This window comes from Blattabacterium cuenoti BPAA, from assembly GCF_000348805.1.
GTDB classification, from domain to species: domain Bacteria; phylum Bacteroidota; class Bacteroidia; order Flavobacteriales; family Blattabacteriaceae; genus Blattabacterium; species Blattabacterium cuenoti_B.
In genome coordinates this window covers 120,163-146,877 of the sequence record NC_020510.1, presented here as the reverse complement: position 1 = coordinate 146,877, position 26,715 = coordinate 120,163, and the positions used below count along the sequence as shown (strand labels likewise).

32 protein-coding genes, 3 tRNA genes, 1 other RNA gene and 1 pseudogene are annotated in these 26,715 nt (G+C 26.2%); 22 read left to right on the top strand and 15 right to left on the bottom strand.

Going from position 1 to position 26,715, the window contains the following annotated elements; all coding sequences use genetic code 11:
* The first annotated feature begins 2 nt into the window (after positions 1-2).
* Entirely contained in the window at positions 3-1,709 is a 1,707-nt protein-coding gene (ureC, locus tag BPAA_RS00685; protein WP_015429755.1) for an urease subunit alpha, read from the top strand.
* A gap of 5 nt (positions 1,710-1,714) precedes the next feature.
* On the opposite strand, the gene BPAA_RS00680 is transcribed toward ureC, so the two are convergent.
* Positions 1,715-1,797, bottom strand: a tRNA-Leu gene (locus BPAA_RS00680).
* Between the two features lie 4 nt (positions 1,798-1,801).
* Positions 1,802-2,226 (bottom strand): annotated as a pseudogene (locus BPAA_RS00675) (deoxycytidylate deaminase).
* A gap of 7 nt (positions 2,227-2,233) precedes the next feature.
* Here BPAA_RS00675 and BPAA_RS00670 point away from each other — a divergent pair.
* Entirely contained in the window at positions 2,234-3,037 is an 804-nt protein-coding gene (locus BPAA_RS00670; protein WP_015429754.1) for a TrmH family RNA methyltransferase, read from the top strand.
* A 4-nt stretch (positions 3,038-3,041) separates the two neighbouring features.
* Here BPAA_RS00670 and BPAA_RS00665 read toward each other — a convergent pair whose 3' ends face one another.
* Entirely contained in the window at positions 3,042-3,518 is a 477-nt protein-coding gene (locus tag BPAA_RS00665) for a ribonuclease HI (RefSeq protein ID WP_015429753.1), read from the bottom strand.
* 12 nt (positions 3,519-3,530) lie between these two features.
* Positions 3,531-4,292, bottom strand: coding sequence for a lysophospholipid acyltransferase family protein (locus BPAA_RS00660; RefSeq protein ID WP_015429752.1), 762 nt, complete (start codon positions 4,290-4,292; stop codon positions 3,531-3,533).
* A gap of 220 nt (positions 4,293-4,512) precedes the next feature.
* Between BPAA_RS00660 and BPAA_RS00655 the strand changes: the two genes are divergently transcribed.
* The 3 genes from BPAA_RS00655 to BPAA_RS00645 are packed head-to-tail and all read left to right on the top strand — an operon-like array spanning position 4,513 to position 6,483.
* Positions 4,513-5,601 carry a ribonucleotide-diphosphate reductase subunit beta gene (locus BPAA_RS00655; RefSeq protein ID WP_015429751.1) on the top strand — a complete coding sequence of 363 codons (1,089 nt, stop codon included), beginning with the start codon at positions 4,513-4,515 and terminating at the stop codon, positions 5,599-5,601.
* Between the two features lies 1 nt (position 5,602).
* On the top strand, positions 5,603-5,968 hold the full coding sequence (locus tag BPAA_RS00650; protein WP_015429750.1) for a VRR-NUC domain-containing protein: 366 nt from the start codon (positions 5,603-5,605) through the stop codon (positions 5,966-5,968).
* Positions 5,968-6,483, top strand: a complete 516-nt coding sequence (locus tag BPAA_RS00645) for a DUF1599 domain-containing protein (RefSeq protein WP_015429749.1) — start codon at positions 5,968-5,970, stop codon at positions 6,481-6,483. Before BPAA_RS00650 ends, BPAA_RS00645 begins: the two co-directional genes overlap by 1 nt.
* Before the next feature lie 14 nt (positions 6,484-6,497).
* Here BPAA_RS00645 and dut read toward each other — a convergent pair whose 3' ends face one another.
* Entirely contained in the window at positions 6,498-6,884 is a 387-nt protein-coding gene (gene dut / locus BPAA_RS00640; RefSeq protein ID WP_015429748.1) for a dUTP diphosphatase, read from the bottom strand.
* A gap of 56 nt (positions 6,885-6,940) precedes the next feature.
* Between dut and BPAA_RS00635 the strand changes: the two genes are divergently transcribed.
* The 4 genes from BPAA_RS00635 to BPAA_RS03185 all read left to right on the top strand — a co-directional run bounded on the left by BPAA_RS00635 (position 6,941) and on the right by BPAA_RS03185 (position 8,781).
* Positions 6,941-7,222, top strand: a complete 282-nt coding sequence (locus tag BPAA_RS00635) for a hypothetical protein (RefSeq protein WP_015429747.1) — start codon at positions 6,941-6,943, stop codon at positions 7,220-7,222.
* A gap of 185 nt (positions 7,223-7,407) precedes the next feature.
* The gene (gene fbp / locus BPAA_RS00630; protein ID WP_041178693.1) at positions 7,408-8,418 is read left to right on the top strand and encodes a class 1 fructose-bisphosphatase; all 1,011 of its coding nucleotides are present in this window, start codon (positions 7,408-7,410) and stop codon (positions 8,416-8,418) included.
* Positions 8,411-8,605, top strand: coding sequence for a hypothetical protein (locus tag BPAA_RS00625; protein ID WP_023469913.1), 195 nt, complete (start codon positions 8,411-8,413; stop codon positions 8,603-8,605). Before fbp ends, BPAA_RS00625 begins: the two co-directional genes overlap by 8 nt.
* Positions 8,606-8,613: 8 nt before the next feature.
* The gene (locus BPAA_RS03185) at positions 8,614-8,781 is read left to right on the top strand and encodes a hypothetical protein (RefSeq protein WP_023469912.1); all 168 of its coding nucleotides are present in this window, start codon (positions 8,614-8,616) and stop codon (positions 8,779-8,781) included.
* Here BPAA_RS03185 and BPAA_RS00620 read toward each other — a convergent pair.
* Both BPAA_RS00620 and pyrF read right to left on the bottom strand, forming a co-directional pair.
* Positions 8,772-9,347: a MarC family protein gene (locus BPAA_RS00620; protein ID WP_015429745.1), complete on the bottom strand. Its 576-nt coding sequence runs from the start codon at positions 9,345-9,347 to the stop codon at positions 8,772-8,774. The genes BPAA_RS03185 and BPAA_RS00620 overlap by 10 nt on opposite strands.
* A gap of 170 nt (positions 9,348-9,517) precedes the next feature.
* Entirely contained in the window at positions 9,518-10,882 is a 1,365-nt protein-coding gene (gene pyrF, locus BPAA_RS00615; protein WP_015429744.1) for an orotidine-5'-phosphate decarboxylase, read from the bottom strand.
* Between the two features lie 62 nt (positions 10,883-10,944).
* Here pyrF and BPAA_RS00610 point away from each other — a divergent pair, with 62 nt between their 5' ends.
* A complete protein-coding gene (locus BPAA_RS00610; protein ID WP_015429743.1) occupies positions 10,945-11,889 on the top strand; it encodes a dihydroorotate oxidase in 945 nt (314 codons plus the stop codon).
* On the opposite strand, the gene proS is transcribed toward BPAA_RS00610, so the two are convergent.
* Positions 11,886-13,358: a proline--tRNA ligase gene (proS, locus tag BPAA_RS00605; RefSeq protein WP_015429742.1), complete on the bottom strand. Its 1,473-nt coding sequence runs from the start codon at positions 13,356-13,358 to the stop codon at positions 11,886-11,888. The two genes, BPAA_RS00610 and proS, sit on opposite strands and share 4 nt — an antisense overlap.
* A gap of 98 nt (positions 13,359-13,456) precedes the next feature.
* Between proS and rpmF the strand changes: the two genes are divergently transcribed.
* Genes rpmF through accC form a run of 3 tightly spaced genes read left to right on the top strand, consistent with a single transcriptional unit; the run spans position 13,457 to position 15,515 of the window.
* Positions 13,457-13,663: a 50S ribosomal protein L32 gene (gene rpmF, locus BPAA_RS00600; RefSeq protein WP_015429741.1), complete on the top strand. Its 207-nt coding sequence runs from the start codon at positions 13,457-13,459 to the stop codon at positions 13,661-13,663.
* Between the two features lie 11 nt (positions 13,664-13,674).
* Positions 13,675-14,160, top strand: a complete 486-nt coding sequence (accB, locus tag BPAA_RS00595) for an acetyl-CoA carboxylase biotin carboxyl carrier protein (protein ID WP_015429740.1) — start codon at positions 13,675-13,677, stop codon at positions 14,158-14,160.
* A 5-nt stretch (positions 14,161-14,165) separates the two neighbouring features.
* Positions 14,166-15,515, top strand: coding sequence for an acetyl-CoA carboxylase biotin carboxylase subunit (gene accC / locus BPAA_RS00590; protein ID WP_015429739.1), 1,350 nt, complete (start codon positions 14,166-14,168; stop codon positions 15,513-15,515).
* Positions 15,516-15,537: 22 nt separating this feature from the next.
* Here the strand turns inward: accC and prfA are convergent, their stop codons facing one another.
* Both prfA and BPAA_RS00580 read right to left on the bottom strand, forming a co-directional pair.
* Positions 15,538-16,620, bottom strand: coding sequence for a peptide chain release factor 1 (gene prfA / locus BPAA_RS00585; RefSeq protein ID WP_041178692.1), 1,083 nt, complete (start codon positions 16,618-16,620; stop codon positions 15,538-15,540).
* Positions 16,621-16,666: 46 nt separating this feature from the next.
* Positions 16,667-17,068 (bottom strand): DUF4293 family protein, encoded by a 402-nt coding sequence (locus tag BPAA_RS00580; protein WP_015429737.1) that lies wholly within the window; start codon positions 17,066-17,068, stop codon positions 16,667-16,669.
* Between the two features lie 148 nt (positions 17,069-17,216).
* Between BPAA_RS00580 and rho the strand changes: the two genes are divergently transcribed.
* The 3 genes from rho (at position 17,217) to BPAA_RS00565 (ending at position 20,091) form a co-directional block, all read left to right on the top strand.
* Complete coding sequence (rho, locus tag BPAA_RS00575) at positions 17,217-18,776, top strand: transcription termination factor Rho (protein ID WP_015429736.1); 1,560 nt, start codon at positions 17,217-17,219, stop codon at positions 18,774-18,776.
* Between the two features lie 56 nt (positions 18,777-18,832).
* Positions 18,833-18,905: transfer RNA gene (locus tag BPAA_RS00570), tRNA-Met, on the top strand.
* An 88-nt stretch (positions 18,906-18,993) separates the two neighbouring features.
* The gene (locus BPAA_RS00565) at positions 18,994-20,091 is read left to right on the top strand and encodes a DNA recombination protein RmuC (RefSeq protein WP_015429735.1); all 1,098 of its coding nucleotides are present in this window, start codon (positions 18,994-18,996) and stop codon (positions 20,089-20,091) included.
* A 17-nt stretch (positions 20,092-20,108) separates the two neighbouring features.
* Here BPAA_RS00565 and BPAA_RS00560 read toward each other — a convergent pair.
* The 3 genes from BPAA_RS00560 to BPAA_RS00555 form a co-directional block, all read right to left on the bottom strand.
* Positions 20,109-20,194 (bottom strand) — tRNA-Ser (locus BPAA_RS00560).
* A gap of 6 nt (positions 20,195-20,200) precedes the next feature.
* An RNA gene (gene rnpB / locus BPAA_RS03100) (RNase P RNA component class A) lies at positions 20,201-20,504 on the bottom strand.
* Between the two features lie 13 nt (positions 20,505-20,517).
* Positions 20,518-21,222 (bottom strand): YebC/PmpR family DNA-binding transcriptional regulator, encoded by a 705-nt coding sequence (locus tag BPAA_RS00555; RefSeq protein WP_015429734.1) that lies wholly within the window; start codon positions 21,220-21,222, stop codon positions 20,518-20,520.
* Positions 21,223-21,310: 88 nt separating this feature from the next.
* Here BPAA_RS00555 and rpmB point away from each other — a divergent pair, with 88 nt between their 5' ends.
* The 5 genes from rpmB to htpG all read left to right on the top strand — a co-directional run bounded on the left by rpmB (position 21,311) and on the right by htpG (position 24,763).
* Positions 21,311-21,538: a 50S ribosomal protein L28 gene (gene rpmB, locus BPAA_RS00550; RefSeq protein ID WP_023469910.1), complete on the top strand. Its 228-nt coding sequence runs from the start codon at positions 21,311-21,313 to the stop codon at positions 21,536-21,538.
* A 2-nt stretch (positions 21,539-21,540) separates the two neighbouring features.
* A complete protein-coding gene (gene rpmG, locus BPAA_RS00545) occupies positions 21,541-21,723 on the top strand; it encodes a 50S ribosomal protein L33 (RefSeq protein ID WP_015429732.1) in 183 nt (60 codons plus the stop codon).
* A gap of 15 nt (positions 21,724-21,738) precedes the next feature.
* Positions 21,739-21,906, top strand: a complete 168-nt coding sequence (locus BPAA_RS03130; RefSeq protein WP_015429731.1) for a DUF4295 family protein — start codon at positions 21,739-21,741, stop codon at positions 21,904-21,906.
* Positions 21,906-22,841 carry a signal recognition particle-docking protein FtsY gene (gene ftsY / locus BPAA_RS00540; protein WP_015429730.1) on the top strand — a complete coding sequence of 312 codons (936 nt, stop codon included), beginning with the start codon at positions 21,906-21,908 and terminating at the stop codon, positions 22,839-22,841. Before BPAA_RS03130 ends, ftsY begins: the two co-directional genes overlap by 1 nt.
* Before the next feature lie 71 nt (positions 22,842-22,912).
* Entirely contained in the window at positions 22,913-24,763 is a 1,851-nt protein-coding gene (gene htpG, locus BPAA_RS00535; protein ID WP_041178658.1) for a molecular chaperone HtpG, read from the top strand.
* Between the two features lie 4 nt (positions 24,764-24,767).
* On the opposite strand, the gene BPAA_RS00530 is transcribed toward htpG, so the two are convergent.
* Together BPAA_RS00530 and BPAA_RS00525 are read right to left on the bottom strand one after the other, a co-directional pair.
* Positions 24,768-25,535 carry a 3'-5' exonuclease gene (locus BPAA_RS00530; protein ID WP_015429728.1) on the bottom strand — a complete coding sequence of 256 codons (768 nt, stop codon included), beginning with the start codon at positions 25,533-25,535 and terminating at the stop codon, positions 24,768-24,770.
* On the bottom strand, positions 25,532-26,167 hold the full coding sequence (locus BPAA_RS00525; protein WP_231840114.1) for a CDP-alcohol phosphatidyltransferase family protein: 636 nt from the start codon (positions 26,165-26,167) through the stop codon (positions 25,532-25,534). Before BPAA_RS00525 ends, BPAA_RS00530 begins: the two co-directional genes overlap by 4 nt.
* Positions 26,168-26,293: 126 nt before the next feature.
* Here BPAA_RS00525 and ybeY point away from each other — a divergent pair, with 126 nt between their 5' ends.
* Entirely contained in the window at positions 26,294-26,713 is a 420-nt protein-coding gene (gene ybeY / locus BPAA_RS00520; RefSeq protein ID WP_015429726.1) for an rRNA maturation RNase YbeY, read from the top strand.
* Positions 26,714-26,715 lie beyond the last annotated feature (2 nt).

Here is a 26,715-nt window from a genome sequence, read left to right as displayed (position 1 = left end):
TTATGAAAAAAATAAATAGAGAATCTTATGCAAGGATGTATGGGCCCACTCAAGGAGATAAAATTCGTTTAGGGGATACTTCTTTGTGGATTGAAATAGAGAAAGACTATACTGTTTATGGAGACGAATGTGTTTTTGGAGGAGGAAAAGTTATTAGGGATGGAATGGGGCAACATCCATTTGCTACAAGAAATGAAGGAGTTTTAGATTTAGTATTAGTTAATGCTATTATTATAGATTATTGGGGAATCGTAAAAGCAGATATAGGAATTAAAAACGGAATCATTGTTGGGATAGGAAAATCTGGAAATCCATATTTTATGGACGGAATTACTCCTAATATGTATATTGGAGCGGGAACTGAAGTCATTTCTTCAGAAAATATGATAGTAACAGCTGGAAGTGTAGACAGTCATGTTCATTATATATGTCCACAATTGTTTGAAGTTGCATTGGAAAGTGGAACAACAACTATTGTTGGTGGAGGATCAGGACCGGCCACTGGAACTATAGCTACAAATTGTACTTCAGGTGTATGGAATATTCAGAGAATGTTAAAAACAACAGATCATGTTCCTATTAATTTTATTTTTCTTGCTAGTGGCAATAGCTCTCATCCTGTTGCTTTAATTGAACAAATAAAAGCTGGAGCTGGTGGATTAAAAATACATGAAGATTGGGGGAGTACTTTCCATGTTATAGATCAATGTTTGACCGTTGCAGAAAAATTGGATGTTCAAGTTAATATACATACAGATTCCTTAAATGAATCAGGTTATGTAGAAGATACTTTAAGAACATTCAAAAATAGAACAATTCATATGTATCATACGGAAGGAGCCGGTGGTGGACATGCTCCTGATTTATTAAAAGTGATATCGTTTTCCAATATTTTACCTTCATCAACAAGTCCGACTATGCCATATACTTGTAACACTATAGATGAACATTTAGATATGTTAATGATTTGTCATCATTTGGATTCTAATTTACCAGAAGATATTGCTTTTGCTAAATCAAGGATCCGATCTGAAACTATTAGTGCAGAAGGAGTTTTACATGATATAGGTGCTATTAGTATGACTAGTTCAGATTCTCAAGCTATGGGACGGATAGGTGAAATAGTGAAAAGAACATGGCAAACAGCTGATAAAATGAAAAAACAAAGAGGATCTCTGAATGAAGATCATACAAAAAATGATAACTTTAGAGTGAAAAGATACATTTCAAAATATACTATAAATCCAGCTATCACCCATGGTATTTCTGAATATGTCGGATCCATTCACATCGGAAAAATGGCAGATTTAGTACTATGGAAACCTTCTTTTTTTGGAGTCAAACCGGAATTAGTTATAAAAAGTGGAATGATTGTTTATGCTAGTATGGGGGATCCTAATGCTACGATTCCTACACCTCAACCATTTATGTATCGGAAAATGTTTGGCTATTTTGAACCAAAATTAAGCAGTGTTTTTGTTTCAATAAATGCCATCAATAATGGTTTTTTTGAAAAAAATGAAATAAAAAAACAAATAAAAATTGTAAAAGGATGTCGCACATTATCCAAAAAAAACATGATATTAAATGGAGAAGTTCCAAATTTAGAAGTCGATCCCAAAACTTATAATGTTTACATAAATGGAGAGAAAATAGCTTCTCATCCTTCTGATGTTTTACCACTTTCTCAAAGATATTTTTTATTCTGAAAAAATACCCAGGGCGGGATTCGAACCCGCATGATGTAAAATCACTGGATTTTGAGTCCAGCGCGTCTACCTATTTCGCCACCTGGGTTTTCTTATAAGTTAGTTGAAATTAGTTTTTCTATTTTAATTTTCAGTTTTCTTAAAAAAGAAAATTCTTCATCATTTTTTTCATACAATAAGTAAATAACTCTTTTTATATTAGATAAATAAATTAGTTTACAACATTCTTTACATGGAAAATGAGTGATATATATGGAACCCCCTTCACAAGATAAAAAAGAAGAAGACATTTTTAATATGGCATTTGCTTCTGCATGAAGAACATACCATTTAGTATTTCCGTTATGATCTTCACAGGTATCATCAAAACCATTTGGAGTACGGTTATATCCATCAGATATGATTTGGCTATTTTTCACTATCACAGCTCCTACTTTTTTTTTTTACAAAAAGAAAGTTTTGAATGTTCAACCGCCATATTCATATATACGATATCATCGTATTTTTTATAAATCATAATCAATATGAAAAAAATATGCAGTATACAAAATACAAAAATTAAAGATCTGATAAAAATTTATCAAAAAAAAAATTATATGAATATTTTTTTTGTGGAAGGGATCAAAGAATTCGAAATGGCTATAAAGGGTAATTTTTTACCAAAAAGAATATTTATATGCGAAAAAATATTTCATAAATATAATATGATTCAGTCATTTTATTCCATAACTTTTATTATTAGTATGAAAATTTTTAAAAAATTAGCATACAGAGAAAATTCAGGTGGAATTATTGCTTTATTTAAAGAAAAAAAATATGTGAATCAATTGAAAAATATTAAAATTTCTAATAAAAATTCTTCTTTAATACTTATTTTGGACGGAATAGAAAAACCTGGGAATATAGGAGCTATGTTAAGAATAGCTGACGCTGCAAATATTCATATGATAATACTATGTAACATGAAAACTTATGTGTATAACTCTAATATTATTAGATGTAGTTTAGGTAGTCTTTTTACGAGAGAGATCTTTGTGGACAAAATAGAATCAATTATGTATTGGTTACAAAAAAATAAAATAAAAATTATTGCAACAGGATTTAATAAACATAAAAAAGCTATAAATTTATACCATACTCAATTCCCCCATAATAATATAGCTATTGTTTTTGGTTCTGAAAGCAAGGGAATATCCAATATTTGGTTAAAAAAAGCTAATAAAATTATAACTATTCCTATGTTTGGAAATATAGATTCATTAAATGTTAGTAATGCAATGTCTATCATCATATATGAAATTATTAGACAAAGAAATTATGCCATATAATTAATTATCTATGTTTTTCATAAATGTAATCAATTTTTAATCTTTTACTTTTAGAAGAAGCTTCCACAGACAATCGGTCGCAATAATCATTTACATAATGATGATTATGGCTTTTTATCCAATGAAATATTACAGAATGTTTATAAAATAAATCTAAAAATCTTTTCCACAAATCTATATTTTTTTTATTTTTAAAATTATTTTTTTTCCATTTATTAATCCATTTATTTTGTACAGTATTTATTATATATTTAGAATCAGTAAAAACAACAATATTTTGTTTTTTATTTTCTATTTTCTCTAATCCTACTATTACTGATAATAGTTCCATTCTGTTATTCGTTGTATAACGAAATCCTTCAGAAATTATTTTTCTGTTATAAAAATATCCCAAAAATGTTTCTATAAAAATACCATATCCTCCTGGTCCAGGATTTCCTTTTGAAGAACCGTCAGTATAAATATGAATTTTTTTATTCACGAATAATTCATATTAATTATTTTCTTTTTCACGTTCAAATTTTTCTAGTTGATATTTGATTAAATTAAAACATTTTTCTTTCAAAAAATTTTTATCTTTCAAAGATAAATTCTTGGTTGAGATGGAATGATGTTGTTTAATCCTTATTTTACCTGGGCCTCCTTTTATAATCGAAGAACTAGGAAATTTTGTTTTTATATCAGCTATTGTAAAAGGAATAATAGGGATTTTTTTTATAATAGCGATAAAAAAAGCTCCACTTTTAAAATGGTCTAAAAAAATATAAGGTTTAGGAACACCACCTTCTGGAAAAATACAAACACTTTTTCCAGAATCTACTTTATCTTCTATTTTTTTAAATACTTGTATACAACTTGATAAATTTTTTCTATCAATTAAAATATTACTTTTTTTATAAACAAACCCAAAAAAAGGAAGTTTGGCTAATTCTGCCTTTCCCACAAAAACCAAAGGATGATTTTTCATTAAAGAGTAAATTAACATAATATCCATAATGGAACTGTGATTGCTGATAATTACGTATTGTTGATTTTTATCTAATATTTCTTTATCTTTTTCTAATACATACCAAAATCCCATGAAAAAAAGATTACTTTTAGCCCACATTTGGTGAAACCAATATGCAATGGGATAGTGTTTTTCTTTAAATAAAAACGGAATAGAGGCTCCTGCCCATAAGGGAATCAGAAATATATTGATAAGGAAAAACCATGTACGCCATAACAATATCAATGATATTTTTATAATTTTCATTAATAATAAAATTTAATCGAAATATATAAAATTCATAATATTTTAAACAAAAATTTTTTCCAAGAAAAAAAGTTTAATTTATTTGACGTAATAGTTATAATACACAACATATGACATAATCAATCACTTTTATTTAGGTGAGTGATGATAATGAAAAAAATTTGTTTGTTTTTATATTTTATATTTTAGTACATTTATTTAGGTGAAAAAATGAATAAAAATGAGTATAACGAAAGATCGTTTAAATTTTAAACCTTTTGAATATCAGTGGGCTTATGATTATTGGTTTAAACAGCAAAATGCGCATTGGTTACATACAGAGATTAATATGCAATCGGATATTCATGATTGGAATGAAAATCTTTCTTTTCAGGAAAAAAATGTAATTGGAGATATTTTAAAAGGATTTACTCAAACAGAAACAGAAGTTGGAAATTATTGGTCAGAGATGATTCCTAAGTGGTTTCCTATTCCTGAAATCAAAATGATGGGACAAACTTTTGGATCATTTGAAACAATTCATGCTGTAGCTTATTCTTATTTGAATGATATCTTGGGGTTAGATGATTTTCATGCTTTTTTGAAAGATGAAGCAACAATGAATAAGTTGAAAATTTTAATGGATATTAGAAAAAGTCCGCATGGACAATACGATCAAAAAGAAATAGCGAGAAGCATCGCTTTATTTTCTGCAGCAGCAGAAGGAATACAATTATTTTCTTCTTTTGCAGTTTTACTTTCTTTTAGAAAATCGAATCGTTTAAAAGGAATAGGTCAGCAAATTATTTTTTCTGTTAGAGATGAATCTTTACATTCGGAAGCGGGATGTAAAATATTTCGTACTTTTTGTGATGAAAATGAGGGATTAAAAAAATCGGTTGAAAAATCTGTTTATCAAGGAATAGATTTAGCGTTGAGAAATGAATTTATTTTTATTGATCAAATATTTGGAAAAGGAGATCTTTCTACTATTAAAAAAGAAGATCTTAAAAATTTTATGAAAGATAGAGCAAATTTGAAATTGAGGGAATTAGGGTTGAATGATTCATATCATATCAATAAGGATCTGTTATCTAATATGGATTGGTTTTATATTACAATATCTGGAGAGCAACAAACTGATTTTTTTGATAATCGTGAAACGGGATATAGTAAACCTAATGAAGATTGGAATGATGATCTTTTTATTTCTTCTAATTTAGAAGATGTGTATAATAAAAAAAAATCAGAAAATAAAATCTTAAAAATTTTATTAGAGAATAAAAAAGAAAATTTGGGAGGATCTGAATGTATTTCTTGCGAATCTTAACATGAAAAATTGGTATAAAAATTTTCTTGGAAAAGAACAATTATTGCATAGTTCTGTTTGTGATTATTTAGATTATAAGTATCCTCATATATTTTATTTTCATCCACATAATGAATCCAAGAGGAGTTCTTATGAAAGATTTCTTATAAAGGTAATGAGATTAAGACCTGGTATGCCTGACTTATTGGTACCTATACCTAAAAAAGGAATAACAGGTATGGCTTTAGAATTTAAAATTAAACCGAATAAATTAACGAGAAATCAAATCAAAATTATAAATATATTAAATTCATACAATTGGAATGTAAATATTTGTTATTCTTTTGACCAAGCAAAAATTTATATAGATCAATATTTAAAAAATTAATGAATAATAATAAAAATATTGAGACTTCTGTTCAATATGATGTGATATTAAAAAAATGTAAATTTTTTTTTAAAAAAAAATTAATTGAAAATTCTAAAATAAATAAGGAAGAAGATTTTCAAAAAAAAGATATAAATAATATTATTTTTTCGAAAATTAAAAAAAATCAATGGATAGATGTCATAAATTTATCTATAATCGCTATTATATTTTATAAAAAAAATATTATAAATATGAAAATGTTGATTTTAATAAAAGAAAAAATCTATAATTATTATGATCTTTATACAAAAAAAGCAAAATTTTTAATGATCAAAAAAAATTTTGATTATGAGGAAGCATGGAAAATTATGGAACTTTCTTCTATGAAAGATATAATTTTACAAAAATTATTTAGAATTCAAAACATGGAAAAAAATTTTTTATGTATAAAAAATTTTTATGAAAAAATTTATGATAATTATATAGATATATTAAATTATAGTATTTTCATTTTAATGAAAATAGAAAAATAAAATTTATTTTCTAATTAATTCGTAGGATCCCATTCTATTTTTTCATATTTATAAAATATAATTTGGGCTATTCTATTCCCGTTTTCTATAATAAAAGGATGATTGGATAAATTTAATAATAATATTTTTATTTCTCCTCTGTAATCAGAATCTATGGTTCCTGGATCATTTAATACAGTAACTCCATGAGTTAAAGCTAATCCACTTCTTGGACGAATTTGGCCTTCGTATCCTTTAGGAATTTCAATAAATAAACCTGTTTTTATAATTTTTCTCTCCATAGAATGAATTGTTATATTATTTTTCAAATAAGCTCTTAAGTCCATACCAGAGGAGCCTTTTGTTCCATAATTAGGTAAAGGATTAGGTGAAGTATTAAATATTTTTATAGTAATACACATATTTATTGTAAAATTTTAAAAAAAGATTTATATTACGAAATAAAAATCGATAAAGAATGAAAAAAATATTTATTTTTATCTTTTTGTTGTTTTCGATCATATTTTTTTCATCATGTCATGATGATGGTTTATCTGGAATTATTGATAAATCAGATCTCCAAACTGAAACTGGTGATCAAACTACAAAAATAGCATCGAATGCTTCTACTCCTAAAAGTAATGAAGAAGAACCTCCAAAATCTCGTTTAGAAGAATTGATGCGTAGCAATCCTAATATTAGAAAAGTTATTGAAATTTTAAATAGTACAGCAGAAAGAAAAATTCCTAAGTCTTATTAAGAAAAAAACTAAATTAAATAGCATGATGGAGATTGATTCATGCTATTTTTGTTTGTATACTAAAAAGTGAATTACAGACAGCTTTGTTCGTACGAAATTTTCTATTGTTCATGTCCGTCTTTTTATAATTTTATGTTTTTTAGTAAAAAAAATCTGATCTTAAAATATTTTTTGAGAGAGACATGGTGTACACATTAGGAGAATTTATTATAGAAAAAAATAGAGATTGTTTTTCATCTTCAACCGAAGCATTATTGCGATTATTTAGCTCTATAAAATTAGCTTCTAAAGCAATTCATAAAGAAGTGAACAAAGCAGGGTTGACAGAAAAAATTATAGGAAGTTCTGGCATTACTAATGTTCAAGGAGAAACCCAGCAAAAATTGGATGATTTTGCTCATAGAGCTTTCATTGAATCTTTTAAAAGTAGAAATGTTGTTTGTGGAATAGCTTCTGAAGAAAGTAAAGATTTTATAGTTATAAAAGGAAAAAAAGAAAAAATTTTTCAAAATCAATATATTGTTTTAATAGATCCACTTGATGGTTCTTCTAATATAGATGTGAATATATCTATTGGAACTATATTTTCTGTATACATGAGAAAATCTCCTATTCAAACGAATTTAACAATAGAAGATTTCTTGCAAAGAGGAAATCAACAAATTCTTGCAGGATATATTATTTATGGATCTTCTACTATATTGGTATATAGTACTGGAAATGGAGTGTATGGATTTACTTTAGATCCTTCAGTCGGAACATTTTACTTATCTCATTCTAATCTTTCCTTTCCCAAAACAGAAAAAATTTATTCCATTAATGAAGGCAATTCCGATAAATTTCCTAATGGAATTAGAAAATTTATTAGATATTGTAAAGAAAAAAAAGATAATAGACCCTACACTGCAAGATATATCGGATCTTTAGTGGGTGATTTTCACAGAAATCTGATACAAGGAGGGATATATATTTATCCCAAAACAGCTTCTTCTCCAGAAGGAAAATTAAGATTGCTTTATGAATGCAATCCTATCGCTTTTTTAACTGAACAAGCTGGAGGGAAAGCTTCTGATGGAAAACAACGTATTCTAGATATAGAACCGATTAAATTACATCAAAGAACTCCATTTGTTTGTGGTCCTATAGGAATGGTTTCCAAGTTAGAAGAATTTATGTTAAATTGTGAACATGATTGAAAATACAATTCAAAGAAAAAAAATTTTTGAAGAAATAATAAAAAACGGAAAATATTTGTTTGTTTATCCTATTTTATCTGTTTTTTTATCAAAAAAAACAAATAATGAAAAAGATTTATCAATCAACCTAATTGGAACTTTAGTAAAAAAAAATTTTTTAAAAAATCAGTTCACAGAAATAGAATAAAACGTTTATTGAAAGCTTCTTTTTTGTTAAACAAATCAATGATTGAAAAATATGTTATAAATCAAAATTATTATCACATAATTTTGATTTATAAAGCTTTTTATTTACCTGAATTTAGAAATGTAAATGAATCTGTTATAAAAATTTTCAATAAAATAATAAAAAATCATTGTTGAAATAACTGACGAGCATTGGCTCCAAAAATTTTTACCGCAAAAGCTAATAAAACAATTCCAAATATTTTCTTTAAAACATCCAATCCATTATTTCCTATTTTTTCGGCTATAAAATCACATTTATCTATTACAAAATAAACAACTATCATATTCAAAATAAGAGATAAAAGAATAATATTTACGTCATAAGTTGATCTTAATGAAATTAAAGTGGTTAAAGATCCAGGACCAGCTATAAGAGGAAAGGCAATTGGGACAATAGAAGTTTGAGCATTTTCCGTAACCTTATGGAGATCTATCCCTAATATCATTTCTAATCCAATAAAAAACAACACTATAGATCCCGCTACAGAAAAAGAATGGATATCCACTCCAATGATTTTAAGCATAGGTTGTCCTAAAAAAAGAAATGATAAAAATATTACAAGAGAAGTAATTATAACTTTTTTGGTGTCTATAATGTTTCCCTTTGATTTAAATCCCATAATGATAGGAGCATTACCTAATATATCTATAATGCTAAAAAGTATCATAAAACAACTAATTAATGAATTGACCCATTCCATATTAAAAATTTATTTAAAAAATTTTTTAACCTTGTTTCAAATTTTTTATGATTACAAAACAATTTTTTTTAAATATGACTACCTTTGTACAAATTAAATAAAAATATCATCAGTATCATTAATTTTTGAAAAAAAAACTCATCTCATGTCCATGAAATAAAATGAATTATTTAAAGTCCATTTTCATAAGCTTTCCATCCTGCATTTCTATATTCTTCTGCTGTTATTTTTGGATTTTCAGATTGAAAAATAGCTTTTCCTACAATAATAAAATCACTTCCATTTTTTTCAAAAGCTTGAACAGGGTGAATGTATCTATTTCCTAGATTATTTTCATTTTCATAAAAATGAATACCAGGTGTAAATAATAGTAATCTATCATCCACTTTTCTTTGTGCTACAGTTCCAATAACTTTTGGATTTTTTAAAGAAATATTTAGTGCTTTTCTTATGTAATTATCATCATACAATCCTCCATAAGAAGACATTTCAGATATTGTAATCAATCCCATATTAGAAGGAAGGTTCAAGTTTTGAATACTCATACTTCCAGCAAGTACATGAGCCGTAACAATATCTGCCCAAGAAGAAATTTTGTGTATTCCGTAATGCAATTGAAGACAATTAGTAGGACTAACATCACATAATTTTCTATCTTCTAATAATAAGAATTTTTTTTCTATAGAAATTTTTTTAAGATAATTTATAAATGAATATGAAAAATCATTTATAATATCTACATGAAGTTTTAATCCACAAATTATATCTCCAATTAAACTGATCAATTTTAAAATCTTTTTAGTATCTATTAGATCAGCAGAAACTATTAAGTTTGTTTTTTTTTTTAACGTAATATCTATAAGTTTTTTTCCTATAGGATGAAAAATTTTTTCTTTTTTTTCTTCATAAGAAATCCGTTTATTTTGAATATTTTTTATATTATTTTTTCTTAAAAAGAATTGAATCAGATGTCTTTCTTTTTCCTTTAAAAAAATTTTTTTTTTTAATATTTTGAAAACTTCTCTTATTCGAAATAAAGTTCGGATTTTATATCCTTTTTTTTTTATATTTTCGATTCCTCCTTGTTCTCTATCGAGAATGGACATAATATTTTTAATTATTAATCCTTCTTTCTCAAGGTCTATTATAGTTTTTAATAAACTATCTCCACTTGTAATAACATCTTCTATAATCAGGCAATTTTGTCCTATTTTATATATCCCTTCAATCATTCGTTCTGTTCCATATCCTTTATTTTCTTTTCTTTTAATAATTAGCGGAATTTTGGATCTTAAAGATAAAGTAGTAGCTATAGGCAAAGCCGCATATGGTACTCCACAAATTAGTTCGAAATCATAAGATGGAACCTCATGAATAAGTAAATCCGATAACTTGATTAATAAATCTGGTCTAGAAGCTATTGGACGAAAATCTATATATATAGGAGAATTCATTCCACTTTTCAGTGTAAAATTTCCAAATTTTATGATTCCTAAATTATAAATTTCTAAAAAAAATTGTTCTTTTTCTTCCATAAAAAACTGTTTTAGTAAAGTTAAAAAAATTTTATACTTGGATATTATTACAATTGGTTCATATGATTATGAAAAAAATAGATACTACTGCTAGTATAAATGGAATTCAACTTCCATTATGCATCATGAATGCTTCAGGAGTTCTTTGTTCTACAGATCAAGAACTATCCAATTTATTAAATAGTTCTTCTGGTGGAGTTGTTACAAAAAGTTGTACCTCTCAACCAAGAAAAGGAAATGTTTTACCTAGATATTTTGAATGGAATATAGGAAGCATAAATTCTATGGGATTACCTAATCTTGGAATTCATTTTTATTTAGATTTTTTAGAGAAAAAAAAAATCAATAAACCTATTTTTCTTTCTATATCCGGATTATCCACAGAAGAAAATTATTTTCTCATTCAAGAAGCAAATCGATCATCAAAAGTAACTGCTATAGAATTAAACTTATCTTGTCCGAATCTTCTTGGAAAAGAAGAGATGTTCGGATATAATTTTGATAAAATATCAAATTTCATAGAAAACATATTTAAATTTAATAAAAAACCTTTAGGAATTAAACTTCCTCCTTATTTTCAAGATGTACATATTAAAAATATAGCTTTGATTTTAAATCAATTTCCTATTTTTTTTATTACTTGTATTAATAGTTTACCTAATGGTCTCTTTATTGATGCAAATAAAGAGTCAGTCGTAATACGACCCAAAAAAGGATTTGGAGGAATAGGTGGGGCTATAATCAAGCCATTTGCATTAGCCAATGTTCATAAATTTTATACTTATCTTCGAAAAGATATTTCTATAATAGGATGTGGAGGAATTTCTTCTGGAAAAGACATTTTTGAACACATATTATGTGGAGCTTCTGCTGTTCAAATTGGAACACAATTTCTAAAAGAGGGAATTTCAGTGTTTGAAAGATTGAAAAAGGAATTAACTTTGATTTTAGAAAAAAAAAATTATTCGTCTTTAAATAGTTTCAAAGGAAAACTAAAAAACATTTAATAAGATTTAGAAAAAATAACCCTTTGTAAAGAAGGTTTTCCAGAATAAATGCATTTTCCTTTTTCTTTCTCATTAGAGATAGGAATACAACGGATGGTTGCTTCTGTTTCTTCTTGAATTTTTTTACCTGTATTTTTTGTTCCATCCCAATGAGCAAAAATAAAACCTCCTGAATGATTTATTTTATGTTTAAAATCATTGTAATGATCTGATTTTAGGATTAATTTTTGAGTTCTTTGAACTGCTTTTTTATAAATATTTTTTTGTATTTCATCTAGCAATTTTGGAATTGAATTTTTTAAATTTATCCAAGAGATATATATTTTTTCACATGTATCTCTTCTAAAAATTTCTACTTTTTCATTTTGGATTTCATTTTTTCCGATACTGATTCGAATAGGAATCCCTTTCATTTCATATTCATGAAATTTCCATCCAGGAGTCCATATCGTTTTATCATCATATTTGACTCTTATTCCTTTTTTTTCTAAAGAATTTAGAATTTTTATGGATATTTCATGAATACTAGTAGGAGGATGTTGTTTTTTATAACATATTGGAATTATAACAACTTGGATAGGAGCTATTTTTGGAGGTAAAATGAGTCCTTTATCATCAGAATGAGACATGATTAGTCCCCCGATTAGTCTGGTAGATACACCCCAAGAAGTAGACCATACATATTCTTTTTCTCCGTTAAAATTAGTAAATGTCACATCAAAAGCTTTCGAAAAATTTTGTCCTAAAAAATGTGAAGTCCCCATTTGCAAAGCTTTTCCATCTTGCATGAGCGCTTCAATGCAATATGTTTTTTCTGAACCAGAAAATTTATCCATATATGGTTTGATTCCTTGTAATACAGGTATTGCCATAAATTTTTCGGAAAAATTTGTATAAATATTCAATATTTTGATAGTTTCTTCTATTGCTTCTTTTTCTGTAGAATGAGCCGTATGTCCCTCTTGCCATAAAAATTCAGTAGTTCTAAGAAATAAACGAGTTCGCATTTCCCATCTTAATGCATTTCCCCATTGATTAAATAAAATGGGTAAATCTCTATAAGATTGAATCCAACGTTTATAAGTTTTCCATATTATACTTTCTGAAGTGGGTCTAATTACTAGTTCTTCTTGTAACTTAGAATCAGGATCAACGATAAGCTCTTCTTGATTTTTTTTTATTAATCTAGAATGTGTAATAACGGCACATCCTTCAGAAAAAATTTTAGTATGTTCTTTTTCTTTTGAAAAAAGAGATTTTGGAATAAGTAAAGGAAAATAAACATTTTGATGTCCAGTCAATTTTAACATTTTATCTAATATTGTTTTCATTCTATCCCATAAGGAGTAACCATATGGTTTTAGAATCATAAATCCACGTACTCCGGAAAATTCTGCTAAACCAGATCTAACAACTATTTCATTGTACCATTTTGAGTAATTTTCACTACGTTTAGTTAATGGATTCATAAAAAAACATACATAAATGAATAATCTATATGAAAGATATAAAAATTATTCAACACATTTAATTTTATTTCTAAATTAGTAATTTAATAAATATTTTTATGGCGCATCCTAAAAGAAGACAATCTAAATCTAGAAGAGATAAGAGAAGAAGTCATTTGAAAATCAAACAACCTTTATTAGCAAAATGTACTTTAACAAATCAAAAACATTTATATCATCATGCATATTGGTATGAAAACAAACTTTATTATAGAGGAAAAATTGTTCTATATCGTCGTAGTAAAAATGAAAAAGAAACCTCATAAACATCAAGATTATGGATTTCAAAAAAATAAAATACCTGATTCAATTCATTTCTGATTCAAACATTGATGAAATCAGGATAAAAATAGAAAATACTGAGATTTACATAAAAAATAGAACATTGATAAAAAATGAAAAAGATTCATGGAATCCTGATTCTCCTACTACTAAAATGTCTTCATCATCATCTTCTTCTTCTACTTCTTTTGATTTTCCTGATAGATTTTATAAAATAGAAAAAGAAAACAAAAATCAATATTTAACCATAAAATCTCCTATGATAGGAACATTTTATAGAAGGCCTCATCCAGATCAAAAACCTTTTGTAAAAGTAGGAGATCAAATAAAAATAGGAACGAAAGTTTGTGTGATAGAAGCGATGAAATTATTTAATGATATTGAATCTGAAGTAAATGGTAAATTGATTAAAATTTTAGTAGAAGACGCTTCTCCTGTAGATTATGACCAGGCTTTATTTATTTTAGATCCTAACTATTAAATTTTATGTTTAAGAAAATATTAATAGCTAATCGTGGAGAAATTGCTTTACGAATTATACGAACGTCTAGAGAATTGGGAATTAAAACTGTAGCTGTTTATTCTACAGTAGACAAACATAGTCTTCATGTTTATTTTGCGGATGAAGCTGTATGCATAGGCCCTCCTCCTCCATATCAATCTTATTTAAATATTCCAAATTTGATTTCTGCAGCAGAAATTACAAACGCAGACGCAATTCATCCTGGATATGGATTCCTATCTGAAAATGCATATTTTTCTTCTATGTGTCAAAAACATGGAATAAAATTTATTGGAGCTAAGCCAAATCATATGCTTCAGATAGGAAATAAAATTCTAGCTAAGAAAACCATGAAAAAAATTGGCATCTCTTGTTTACCTGGATCTGACTGTTTTTTTGAATCATCTTATCAAAAGATAGAAAAAATAGCAGATGAAATAGGATACCCCATTATTATTAAAGCTGTTTCTGGAGGTGGAGGAAAAGGAATCCGATCGGTTTTAGATAAAAAGAATTTAAAAAATTCTTGGGAAGAAGCTAAAAAGGAAGCTTGGTCTTGTTTTAGAAATAAAAATATGTATATAGAAAAATTAATCTTGAATCCAAGACACATAGAAATCCAAATAATCGGAGATAAATATGGAAAAATATGTCATTTGTCAGAAAGAGATTGTTCCATTCAAAGAAAAAATCAAAAATTGGTAGAAGAGGCTCCTTCTCCATTTTTAACTCCATTTCTTAGAAAAAAAATGGGAAATGAAGCGGTAAAAGCCGCTGAATATATTCATTATGAAGGAGTAGGAACTATAGAATTTTTGGTAGATCAGAATGAAAATTTTTATTTCATGGAAATGAATCCCAGAATACAAGTGGAACATACGATAACCGAAGAAATAACCGGGTTAGATTTAATTCAAGAACAGATATTTTTGGCTTATGGAAAAAAACTTTCTAGAAAAAAAAATTTTTATCCCAAAAAAATGTATTCTATAGAATGTAGAATTAATGCAGAAGAACCGTATCAAAATTTTCGTCCAGTTCCTGGAAAAATAACTCAAATGCATTTACCTGGAGGAAAAGGCGTACGTATTGATACACATATTTATGCAGGATATTTTGTTACACATTATTATGATTCTATGATTGCTAAAATTATTACCACAGCAAAAAGTAGAAAAGAAACCATTGAAAAGATGCGTCGTTCTTTAGATGAATTTGTTATAGAAGGAATTCATACGACTCTTCCTTTACTCAGAAAACTTATGAAAAATAATGATTTTTTAAAAGGAAATTATAATACGAATTTTTTAGATAATCTAAATTTAGATGTTTGATTATAAAGTATTTAATAAAATGTTATTTATTTTCAAATAATTTTAATAGATTAATCATTTCTTGAATGTCTCCATTCATAAATCCTGCAAGATTATAAATAGATTTATGAATTCTGTGATCCGTAACTCTATTTTTAGGATAATTATAGGTTCTAATTTTTATAGAACGATCTCCTGTAGAAACTAAAGATTTTCTTTTTATGGATATTTTTCTTAATCTTTTTTCTTTTTCATTTTGATAAATTTTTGATCGTAAAACACTGATCGCTTTTTCAAAATTCTTATGTTGAGAGCGTTCTTCTTGACATTCTACTGTAATTTTACTTGGAATATGAGTTAATCGTACAGCAGATTCTGTTTTGTTAACATGTTGACCTCCGGATCCACTAGATCTAAAAGTATCTTTTTTTATATCAGATAAATTAATGTTTACTTCTATATCTTGGACTTTAGGAAGGACTGCTACGGTTATAGCAGATGTGTGTACTCTTCCTTGAGATTCCGTTTTTGGAATCCTTTGCACTCTGTGTACTCCAGATTCGAATTTTAAGTTACCATAAACTCCTTCTTCTCCATTGAGATCTAAAATAATTTCTTTATACCCTTTGATTCCTCCTTTTTGAGCGTGTATAATTTTATATTTCCAACCTGATTTTTTGAAATACATTGTATACATTCTTAATATATCTTCAACGAAAATGCATGCTTCATCCCCTCCTGTTCCAGAACGGAGTTCTACGATGACAGCTTTTCTGTCATCTTCTGTTTCAGATTCTTCTTTTGTTGAAGAAAATAGAAGATTATAAGATTTTTTTTCAATAGAAGATAAATTTTCTAAAATTTTGTATTTTTCTGTTGTAGCTAATTCTTTCATTTCCATATCTGAATCGTTTTCTAATATGAAATCCACTTCTTTAAGTGAAGCCAATCTTTTTTTGTACTCCTCATAAAGAAAGACTATTTTCTCTAATTTCATATATTTTTTTAATAGTATTCTGTATTTTTTTTGATCAGATATAATATTGGGTTGTATAATTGATTTAGAAATTTCTAAAAATTCCTTTTTAGAAACTTCTAACTTTTGAAGTAATGAAGTTTTTTTCATTTTTTGAATCTTTTTAAAAAATTTTTTTTGAATCAAAAATATTTATTTATCGGATTCTATTGATAGAATTGATTAATTCTATATCTTTTTTGATAGCTTTATTTGTTAGATATAAAAGACATATACATAATATAAAAAAAAGAAACATAATTAATGTGTATTTATTCCATTGAGAACATGAAAAAAAAAGAAATCCTTCATGAATTGTATTAATAAGTATATTAATTTTATTAAAGAATATTTGCAACTTTTTTTGATGAAAAAGGAAAAAACTTAAAATGGATAGAAATAAACATATAATTAGAAAAATCAAAATTGTTTTTTTGAAAGAAAAATTCCATTCAAAAAAATCCATTATATTTTTGTTTAAAGCACATAAAAAGTATATGAGAATAGAATAAATAAAAATAGAAATAAGTAAGTATAATGTTTGTATCCTATATAACATAATAATATAAATATTAAATTATTTTATAATTTTTTATTTTGTTACTTAAGTTCAAATTAATTTTTTGTATAATTGCATTTATCGTTTCTAAGTTATTATACTAAAAAGTATATTACTTACCAAGCATATATAAAAACCCAATTACTTTATGTTTGATATTACTGAATTAAAAAGTAAAAAACTTTTTGAATTACAGGAGATTGCTCGTTTATCAGGATTGAAAAAATGTACACAATTACGAAAAAACGAACTCCTAGAAAAAATCATTTCCATTTTTAATAATAAAAAGACTACTGAACATTCAAAAAGGGAGAATCCTTTAAAAAAAGGATTTAAAATGCGGAAAAATACTGAGTCTAGAAATTCATTTGCAGAAAACAGAAATATAAATGGTAGAAAAAAATCAATATCTCAAGAACATTTAAAAATTTCTAACTCTAAATTTTCAGAAGACCCCATAAAAATTCAAAAAAAACATCAAAATTTTTATAATTGGAAAAAAAATGAAACTCAAAATATATCATCATCTCACGGAATAGAAGCAGGATCACAAAAAATTTCTTCTAATAAATACCGTACTCCTGAATACGAATTCGAAGGAATAATAATCAGTGAAGGAGTATTGGAAATTATGCCAGAAAATTATGGATTTTTGAGATCTTCCGATTTTAATTATTTATCATCTCCTGATGATATTTACGTTTCCCAATCTCAAATCAGACTTTTTGGAATGAAAACAGGAGATACAATAAGAGGAGAAGTTCGTCCACCTAAAGATGGTGAAAAATATTTTCCTCTCATTAAAATTCTTGAGATTAATGGAAGATCTCCCTCTTTTGTTAGGGATAGAGATTCTTTTGAACATCTGACTCCATTATTTCCGAATGAAAAATTTAAATTAGCTGAAAAAAATGCGACTCTTTCTACAAGAATTGTAGACCTTTTCACTCCTATAGGAAAAGGGCAAAGAGGAATGATTGTTGCTCCTCCTAAAACAGGAAAAACTACTCTGTTAAAAGAAATAGCCAATGCTATTGCGGCTAATCATCCTGAAGTATATTTAATTATATTATTAATTGATGAACGTCCAGAAGAAGTAACGGATATGCAGAGAAACGTAAGAGGAGAAGTAATTGCATCTACTTTTGATGAACCAGCAGATAGACATGTTAAAGTAGCTAATATTGTTTTGCAAAAAGCGAAAAGAATGGTAGAATGTTCACATGACGTTGTTATATTGTTAGATTCTATTACACGTTTAGCTCGTGCCTATAATACTGTTGCTCCTGCATCTGGAAAGGTATTATCAGGAGGAGTAGATGCAAACGCATTACACAGACCTAAAAGATTTTTTGGAGCGGCTAGAAACATAGAAAATGGAGGATCTTTATCAATCATTGCCACAGCTATGATTGATACAGGATCAAAAATGGATGAAGTAATTTTCGAAGAATTTAAAGGTACAGGAAATAAAGAACTTCAATTAGATAGAAAAATAGCTAATAAACGAATTTATCCAGCTATTGATCTTGTTTTTTCTAGTACAAGAAAAGATGATCTTTTACTTGATCCAAACACATTACAGAGAATGTGGATTTTGAGAAAACATCTTTCTGATATGAATCCAGTAGAAGCTATGGAATTTTTAAGATCTAGAATGTCTAGAACTCAAAATAATGAAGAATTTTTGATATCTATGAATGGATAAATAATTTAATATTTGATTTTGTAAATGAAAAACATTATATTCACACAATTATATATCGCGGGATGGAGCAGTTGGTAGCTCGTCGGGCTCATAACCCGAAGGTCATAGGTTCGAGTCCTATTCCCGCTATTTTTCCTTCATAATTTTTTGAATGTATTATTCATTTATACTTTTAAATTTTTTTATTTTCTTTATATGCATATATTTTTTTAGAAAATTGGAATTTTTCTTTAGAAAAGAATTTAAAGATCAACAAGATGAAATTCAAAAATTGTCTAAATGTAATAGAAGTGAAATCGGGGATTCTTTCATTGACATGAAAAATGGTATAATACAAACTGTGAAAATTTTTCAGGATTCTATTGATAAAAAATTTCAATTTTATATTGAAAATCAAGATAGAAAATTCAATGCTATTTATACTTCACAGGAGAAATTTATTCAAATTCTTGAAAAGAAATTGGAAGAAATCAGAGAAAATGTCAATAATAAACTTCAAACTTCTTTAAATGTACATTTGGGAAAATCATTTGAAATTATTGGAAATCAATTATTCTTTTTACAAGAAGAGTTAGGCGAAATGAAGATTTTAGCAAAAGATGTGAGTTCTTTAAAAAGAACCTTAAATCATGTCAAAATATGTGGAAGTTTTAGTGAAATGCAGCTTTCAATGCTTTTACAACAAATTTTATCTCCAGAACAATATGCTTCAAATGTCGTAACAAAATCTAGTACAAATTTTGTAGTAGAATTTGCAATTAAACTTCCAGGACTTGGAAACGGAAATATGATATGGTTACCTATTGATGTTAAGTTTCCAAAAGAAACTTATGAAAAAGTGCAAGAAGCTTATCGTAATGGGGGGAAAAAAAATATAGAAATAGCTGTAAAAAATATGGAATCTGTGCTAAAAAAAATGTCAAAAGATATTCAATGTAAATATATTGATCCACCATATACAACTGATTTTGCTATTCTTTTCTTACCCTTTGAAGGAATATATGCTGAAATTATAAAAAATTCTAGTTTATTAGAAGAATTGTTAAGAAAATACAAAACAGTGATAGCCGGACCATCTACATTAGCTGCTGTATTAAATAGTTTACAAATTGGATTTCGAACTTTAGCTATTCAAAAAAGAAGTTCTGAAGTGTGGAAGATTTTAGAAATAGTCAAACAAGAATTTAAAAAATTTGGATTGTTACTTCATCAAGCTCAAGATAAATTACAAGGAGCTTCTAAGGATATAGATCGATTGTTAGGTGTTAGAAATAATTTGATAGATAAAAAGTTAAAAGATATAGAAAATTTATAGAAAATAATAAATAAAAGCGGAGAGAAAGGGATTCGAACCCTTGACACTTTTTTTGTGAACACGCTTTCCAGACGTGCGCCTTAATCCTCTCGGCCATCTCTCCCTCCACATGAAAAGTAAAATCGTAAGCCGGATTCTGTTTTTATACCTATCATTTATCTAGGATCTAGGTTACCCATGATCTCAATCTGCCTACCCCCCGGTTTCAACCGAGCTAGTTTTCCGGTATACATGGCATTTCACCACACAGAGTTTACATGATTTCACTACAGCAATGTTATTATCTGTACATTCTTTCTGTTGCACTATTCCTCATCTTACGATGGATGGGAGTTACCCATTGTGCTGCTCTACGGTGTCCGGACTTTCCTCATTTTTTTTTGTTCAAGAAATGCGATAGGACATTTTACTTTTTATTTTTTATTATCATAATAAATTGGAGTAAATATTTTTTACATCTTCATCCAGATAAAGTTTATCAATTAAGTTTAAAACTTTCTTCCTTTTTTCTTCTGAAATGGATTTAATTTGTTTGGGAATATGTTCCACTTTATATTCATGAAGTATTTTTAATTTTTCCAAATTATTTTTCATAGATTTAAAGGATTCAAAATCTATATACAAATGAATCATACCGTGATTTATTTTAAAATCTTGAGCTCCAAAATCTATTATCATGAGTTCGAAATCTTCTATTGAAGAATGAATGTCTTTTTTTTTTATATAAAAAACACCCATTTTTTTAAAAAAATGAGTTAATTCCCCATTATGACATAATCTTCCTCCATTTTTATTCAATAGTGTTCTAATATTGGAAATCGTTCTAATATTTTTATTCGTCATACATTCTATAATTATACTGATTCCATGAATTAGTCCTTCTAAATTTAAATCTTTAAAATTATCTGTTTTGATTTGTAAAGCTTTTTTTATAGCTTTTTCTATGGTATTTTTAGGGATATTTACTGATCTTGCATTTAAAATTGCATTTCTAAAACGAGAATTATTTGTTCCTGATTTTTTTACAGCTATAGAAATTTCTTTAATAATTTTAGAAAATTTTTTGGATTTTTTGAAATCTTGATTTGATTTTCGATGTTGTATATTTGACCATTTGCTGTGTCCTGACATGAAATGTTTTTATATTATTTTTTTATATAAATTTATTATATTGTCATTCTATCTATCAATGTTAAACAATTTAAAGAAAAAAATTATTATGTCCAAGATTTGTGAATTGACAGGAAAAAAATCAATGATAGGAAATAGAGTTTCTCATGCAAATAACAAAAAAAAACGTCGATTTAACATTAATTTATGTAAAAAACGTTTTTTTTTAACACAAGAAAAAAAGTGGATTACTTTAAGAATTTGCGTTTCTACTGTGAAACTTATCAATAAAATAGGGATAGAAAAAGTTTTAAAACGTTTTAAATATAAATATTAAAAATGGGAAAAAGGGGAAACAGGATACAAGTTATATTAGAATGTACTGAACAAAGAAAAATTGGAATTTCTGGTTGTTCTAGATATGTAACAACAAAAAATAAAAAAAATACTCCGAACAGAATTGAACTAAAAAAATATAATCCAATATTAAGGAAATATACAATTCATAAGGAAATTAAATAATAAAATTCACAATCAATGTCTAAAAAGGGTGGAAATAATCAAAAAAAAAAGATTTCAAAAAAAATGACTTTAGCCATAAGAATAGTTAAATCTAAAAAAACAGGGTGTTATACTTTTGAGAATAAAATGATTTATTCTGATGAAAGAATCAATATTTTTTTTAAGAAAAGTAATGAATTATAATGTTTTTTAAGAAAGAAACAAATAAAATATTCAATTTTGAATTAAAAAAAACTAGAGGATCTTTTTTCGAAAAAATCAAAAATCTTTTTTCGAAAAAATCAAAAATAGATATTGACATTCTTGATCATATAGAAGAGATATTATTATCTGCAGATATAGGAACACAAACTACTATAAAAATTATTAACAATTTAGAAAAAAGAATTCAAAAAGAAAAATATAAAAATTCGCAGGATATTTATAATCTTCTTAAAGAAGAAATTGAAAATCTTATAGAAATTGAAAATGTTTGTTTAGAAACAAAAATCAAGAATAAGAACAAAAAACCATATGTAATCTTGATAGTAGGAGTGAATGGAGTAGGAAAAACAACTACAATTGGAAAGTTAGCTTTTTTTCTAAAAAAAAAAGGGTTTCATGTCATCATAGGTGCTGCAGATACATTTAGAGCTGCTGCTATCGATCAGATTGAAATTTGGGCAAATAAAGCTGGAGTTCCTTTAATCAAACAACATATGAATGCGGATCCAGCTTCTGTAGTATATGATACTTTGCAATCTGCAAAATCCAAAAAAAAAGATGTGGTTCTAATTGATACGGCTGGTCGATTACAAAATCGAATTAATCTTATGGAAGAGCTATCTAAAATAAGTAGAGTCATCAAAAAAATAACATCTGAACCTCCTCATGATATTATGCTGATTTTAGATGCAACAACTGGTCAAAATGCTCTTGAACAGGTTCGAAAATTTACCTATTTTGTTCAAATTTCTTCTATTATTTTAACGAAAATAGAAGGAACAGCCAAAGGAGGAGTAGTAATAGGAATTATGGATCAATTTAAAATTCCTATTCAATATTTGGGAATAGGAGAGAAAATACAAGATTTAAAAGTATTTGATGGAAAAAAATTTGTAAATTGTTTTTTTGAATAATGAGGATAAAACTGACATAGTCTCTTATTTATATTTAGAGAGAAATGTATGGGATGATAATTTTTATATGTATGAATAAAATTAGTGTTACTTCAGATAATATTTTTCCTATTATTAAAAAATTTCTTTATTCAAATCAAGAAATTTTCTTACGTGAATTAGTTTCTAATGCAATAGATGCTATTGTAAAATTAAAAACTTTAATAAAATTAGAAAATTTGTATGATATTATTGATGATTTTAAAGTTAAAATTATCATAGATAAAATAAATAAGACTCTTCATATTCTAGATAATGGAATCGGAATGACTCAAGAGGAAGTGAATAAATATATTAATCAAATCGCTTTTTCTGGAGCTGAAGAGTTTATTAAAAAATATAAAAATATATCTACAACGGATTCCTCTAATATTATTGGACATTTTGGATTAGGTTTTTATTCTTCTTTTATGGTGGCAAAGAAAGTTATGATATTAACTCAATCTTATAAAAAAAACGCCTCTTCTATATTTTGGTCTTGCGAAGGAGATCCAAATTTCATCATGAAAGAGATTGAAAAAAGAGATAGAGGAACAGAAATTATTCTGTATTTGAATGATGAAGAGAGTAAAGAATTTTTAGAATATGATCGTATTTTAAAGTTATTACAGAAATACTGTAAATTTATGCCTATAACAATTTCTTTATCCTCGAAATCAAAAGAGGAAAAAGAAATTGTTATCAATAATATTAATCCTGCTTGGAAAAAAAATCCACTTCAGTTGGACGATAAAAATTATTTAGATTTTTATCATGAATTATATCCAAATCAATTAGAAGAACCTTTATTTTGGATTCATTTAAATATAGATCATCCTTTTCATTTAACAGGAATTTTATATTTTCCTAGAATAGGAAAAAGAATAGACATACAAAAAGATAAAATCCATTTGTATCAAAATCAGATTTATATTACGGATAACTTAGAGGGAATTGTTCCAGATTTTCTTAGTTTATTAAGAGGCGTTATAGATTCTAAAGATATACCTCTTAACGTGTCACGTTCTCATTTACAATTTGATACATCTGTTAAAAATATATCTAAATATATAACAAGAAAAGTAGCTGATAAGCTAGATTTTATGTTTAGAAAAAACAGAGAAGATTTTCAAAAAAAATGGAATAATTTCAAAATTATAGTAGAATATGGAATGGTTAGCACACAAAATTTCTTTGATAAAGTTATCAAATTTTTTCTTTTTTCTACTCTAGACAAGAATTATTTTACATTGGAAGAATTTAGGGAAAAAATAAAAGAAACTCAAAAAAATAAAGAAGGAAAAATTGTTTTCCTTTATTCTTCAGACCCAGATAAACAATATGGTTCTATCAAAGAAGTTATAGATAGATGCTACGAAGTTTTGATTTTTGATAGTCCACTTTCAGTTCATTTAATACAGAAATTAGAATTGTCTTATCAAGATCTCTGTTTTGTCCGAGTAGATTCGGATCATATTGATAAATTAATTAATTTTGAAAAAAAGGAAAAACCTCATTCAGAGCTTTCTGAACAAGAAAAACAAAATTTAAAAAATTCGATTCAGCATTATATCATGGAAAAATACAAATTTTCCATACAATTAGAAGATTTGTCCAAAAAAGATTCTCCTTTTTTAATTATCATTCCAGAATATTTAAGAAGAATCAAAGAAATGAATTTTACTATGGGAAAAGACATAGTAGAAAAAGATCAATATTATCAATTGATAGTCAATACAAATCATATTTTTATGAAAAAAATATTAAAAGAAACTTCGGAAGAAGAAAGAAAAAAAATGATCCAAGAAGCTTTAAACTTAACTCTTTTATCCAAAGATTTATTACATGGAAAAAATTTGATGGATTTTATATCAAAAAAATTGAAGGATCTTACTCAAGAATAGGTTTTTATTTATTAAATTTTTTTAATTTGATTTCTGTTAATATTTTTTTTGTATATAATGGAAAATCTGAATTTTGTATCCATCCATAATAATTTGGAAATCTTTCAAAGATTTCTAAAACTTTCTCTCCTTTATATTTTCCAAAATTGAATATTTCATCTCCTTGTTCATCTATTTTTACAAATCCAGCAAGATCTGCTATATTTTTTTGATGAGAAAATTGATTTAGACTTTTTACATCTTTTTTTAAGTTTTTATATTTTTCTAATTGTGCTAACAATATTTCGTATGTGGCCAATGTATCAGCTTTAGAACTATGAGCTTTCATAAGATCTTTACTACAATAGTATTTATAAGCAGCAGAAAGGGTTCTGGGTTCCATTTTATGAAATATAACTTGAACATCTATAGTTTGATGTTTTTTAATATCAAAAGACATTCCTGCGCGAAGCATCTCTTCTGCTAAAATTGGGATATCAAATCTATTAGAATTATATCCTGCTAAATCTGTATTTTCAATCATTTTAAAAATGGAAGAAGCTACATCTTTAAATTTCAGTTTTCCTGCCACATCTTCATCTTTAATACCATGAATAGCTGTTGATTGTGGAGGAATAGGAATTTCAGGATAAATTAACCAAGTTTTCTCTTCTTGACTTCCATGGGGAAATATTTTTAATATAGATATTTCTATAATTCTGTCTTTTCCTATATTGATTCCTGTTGCTTCTATATCAAAAAAACAAATAGGACGATGAAGTTTTAATTTCATGTTTTTATATGAATTTTTTTCAATCTATGAAAATAGATTGAGGTTATGATATAAAAAATAATAATACATGGCAAAGCGATTATTTGTAAAGTTAATAAAAGAAATGTACTAATCAATAAAAAAATATAACGTATTTTATTCTTTTTCCAAGAGAAATTTTTAAAATGAAAAGAAAACATTGTTATCTGAGATACTAAAAGATAACAGGATAAGAATATCATAAAAAGCATAACAATAAGATATATGATTTTTTTTTTGTTGATCAAAGAAACAATATCATTTGTAATTATAAGAGAGAGAGAAGAAAAAAATAAGGTATTTACGGGTGTTGTTAGTCCTATAATGTGATTTTTATAAGGGGTAATATTGAATTTAGCTAAACGACATGCAGAAAATATGGAAATCAAAAAAGATAAATATTCAATAAATGGAATCGGTGTTTTGTTTTCCAATAAAAAAAAAACTGTTATAGATGGAACCATTCCAAAAGAAATCATATCTGCTAGAGAATCTAATTCTTTTCCAAAAAGATTTTCTATTTTTATCAATCTAGAACAAAAACCATCCAAAAAATCAAAAATTATTGAAAATAAAGTATAAATAGCAGAATCATTAAAATTTTTTGATTGCAAAAATATAATAGATATGCATCCACAAAATAAATTTAATAAAGTGAATATATTAGGAATTATTTTTTTCGTTATCAAAATGTGTAATATGTAAAAAAATTATTCTAAAATAGAAAATATTATTTTATAATGATTAAATTATTTTATGAAATTTCTGATTTTCCTATTATTAAAACAGGATCTTTTTTTATTAAAGAAATCTGTATATTATTAAATAATGAAGGAAGATATATTGGAAATATAAACTATATTTTTTGTAATGATGATTATCTTTTCGATTTGAATCAAAAGTATTTGAAAAAAAATTTTTATACAGATGTACTTGCATTTAATTATTCTATCAATGAATGCATTTCTGGAGACGTATTTATTAGTGTAGATCGGATTTATGATAATTCTAAACGATGGAATCAATTTTTCATGTTTGAATTGAAACGTGTTATGATCCATGCTGTGTTACATCTTTTAGGATATGATGACCAGAATCATACAGATAAAAGAATAATGAAAAAAAAAGAAGAGTTTTATTTAAATTTATTTCAATTTTAAAA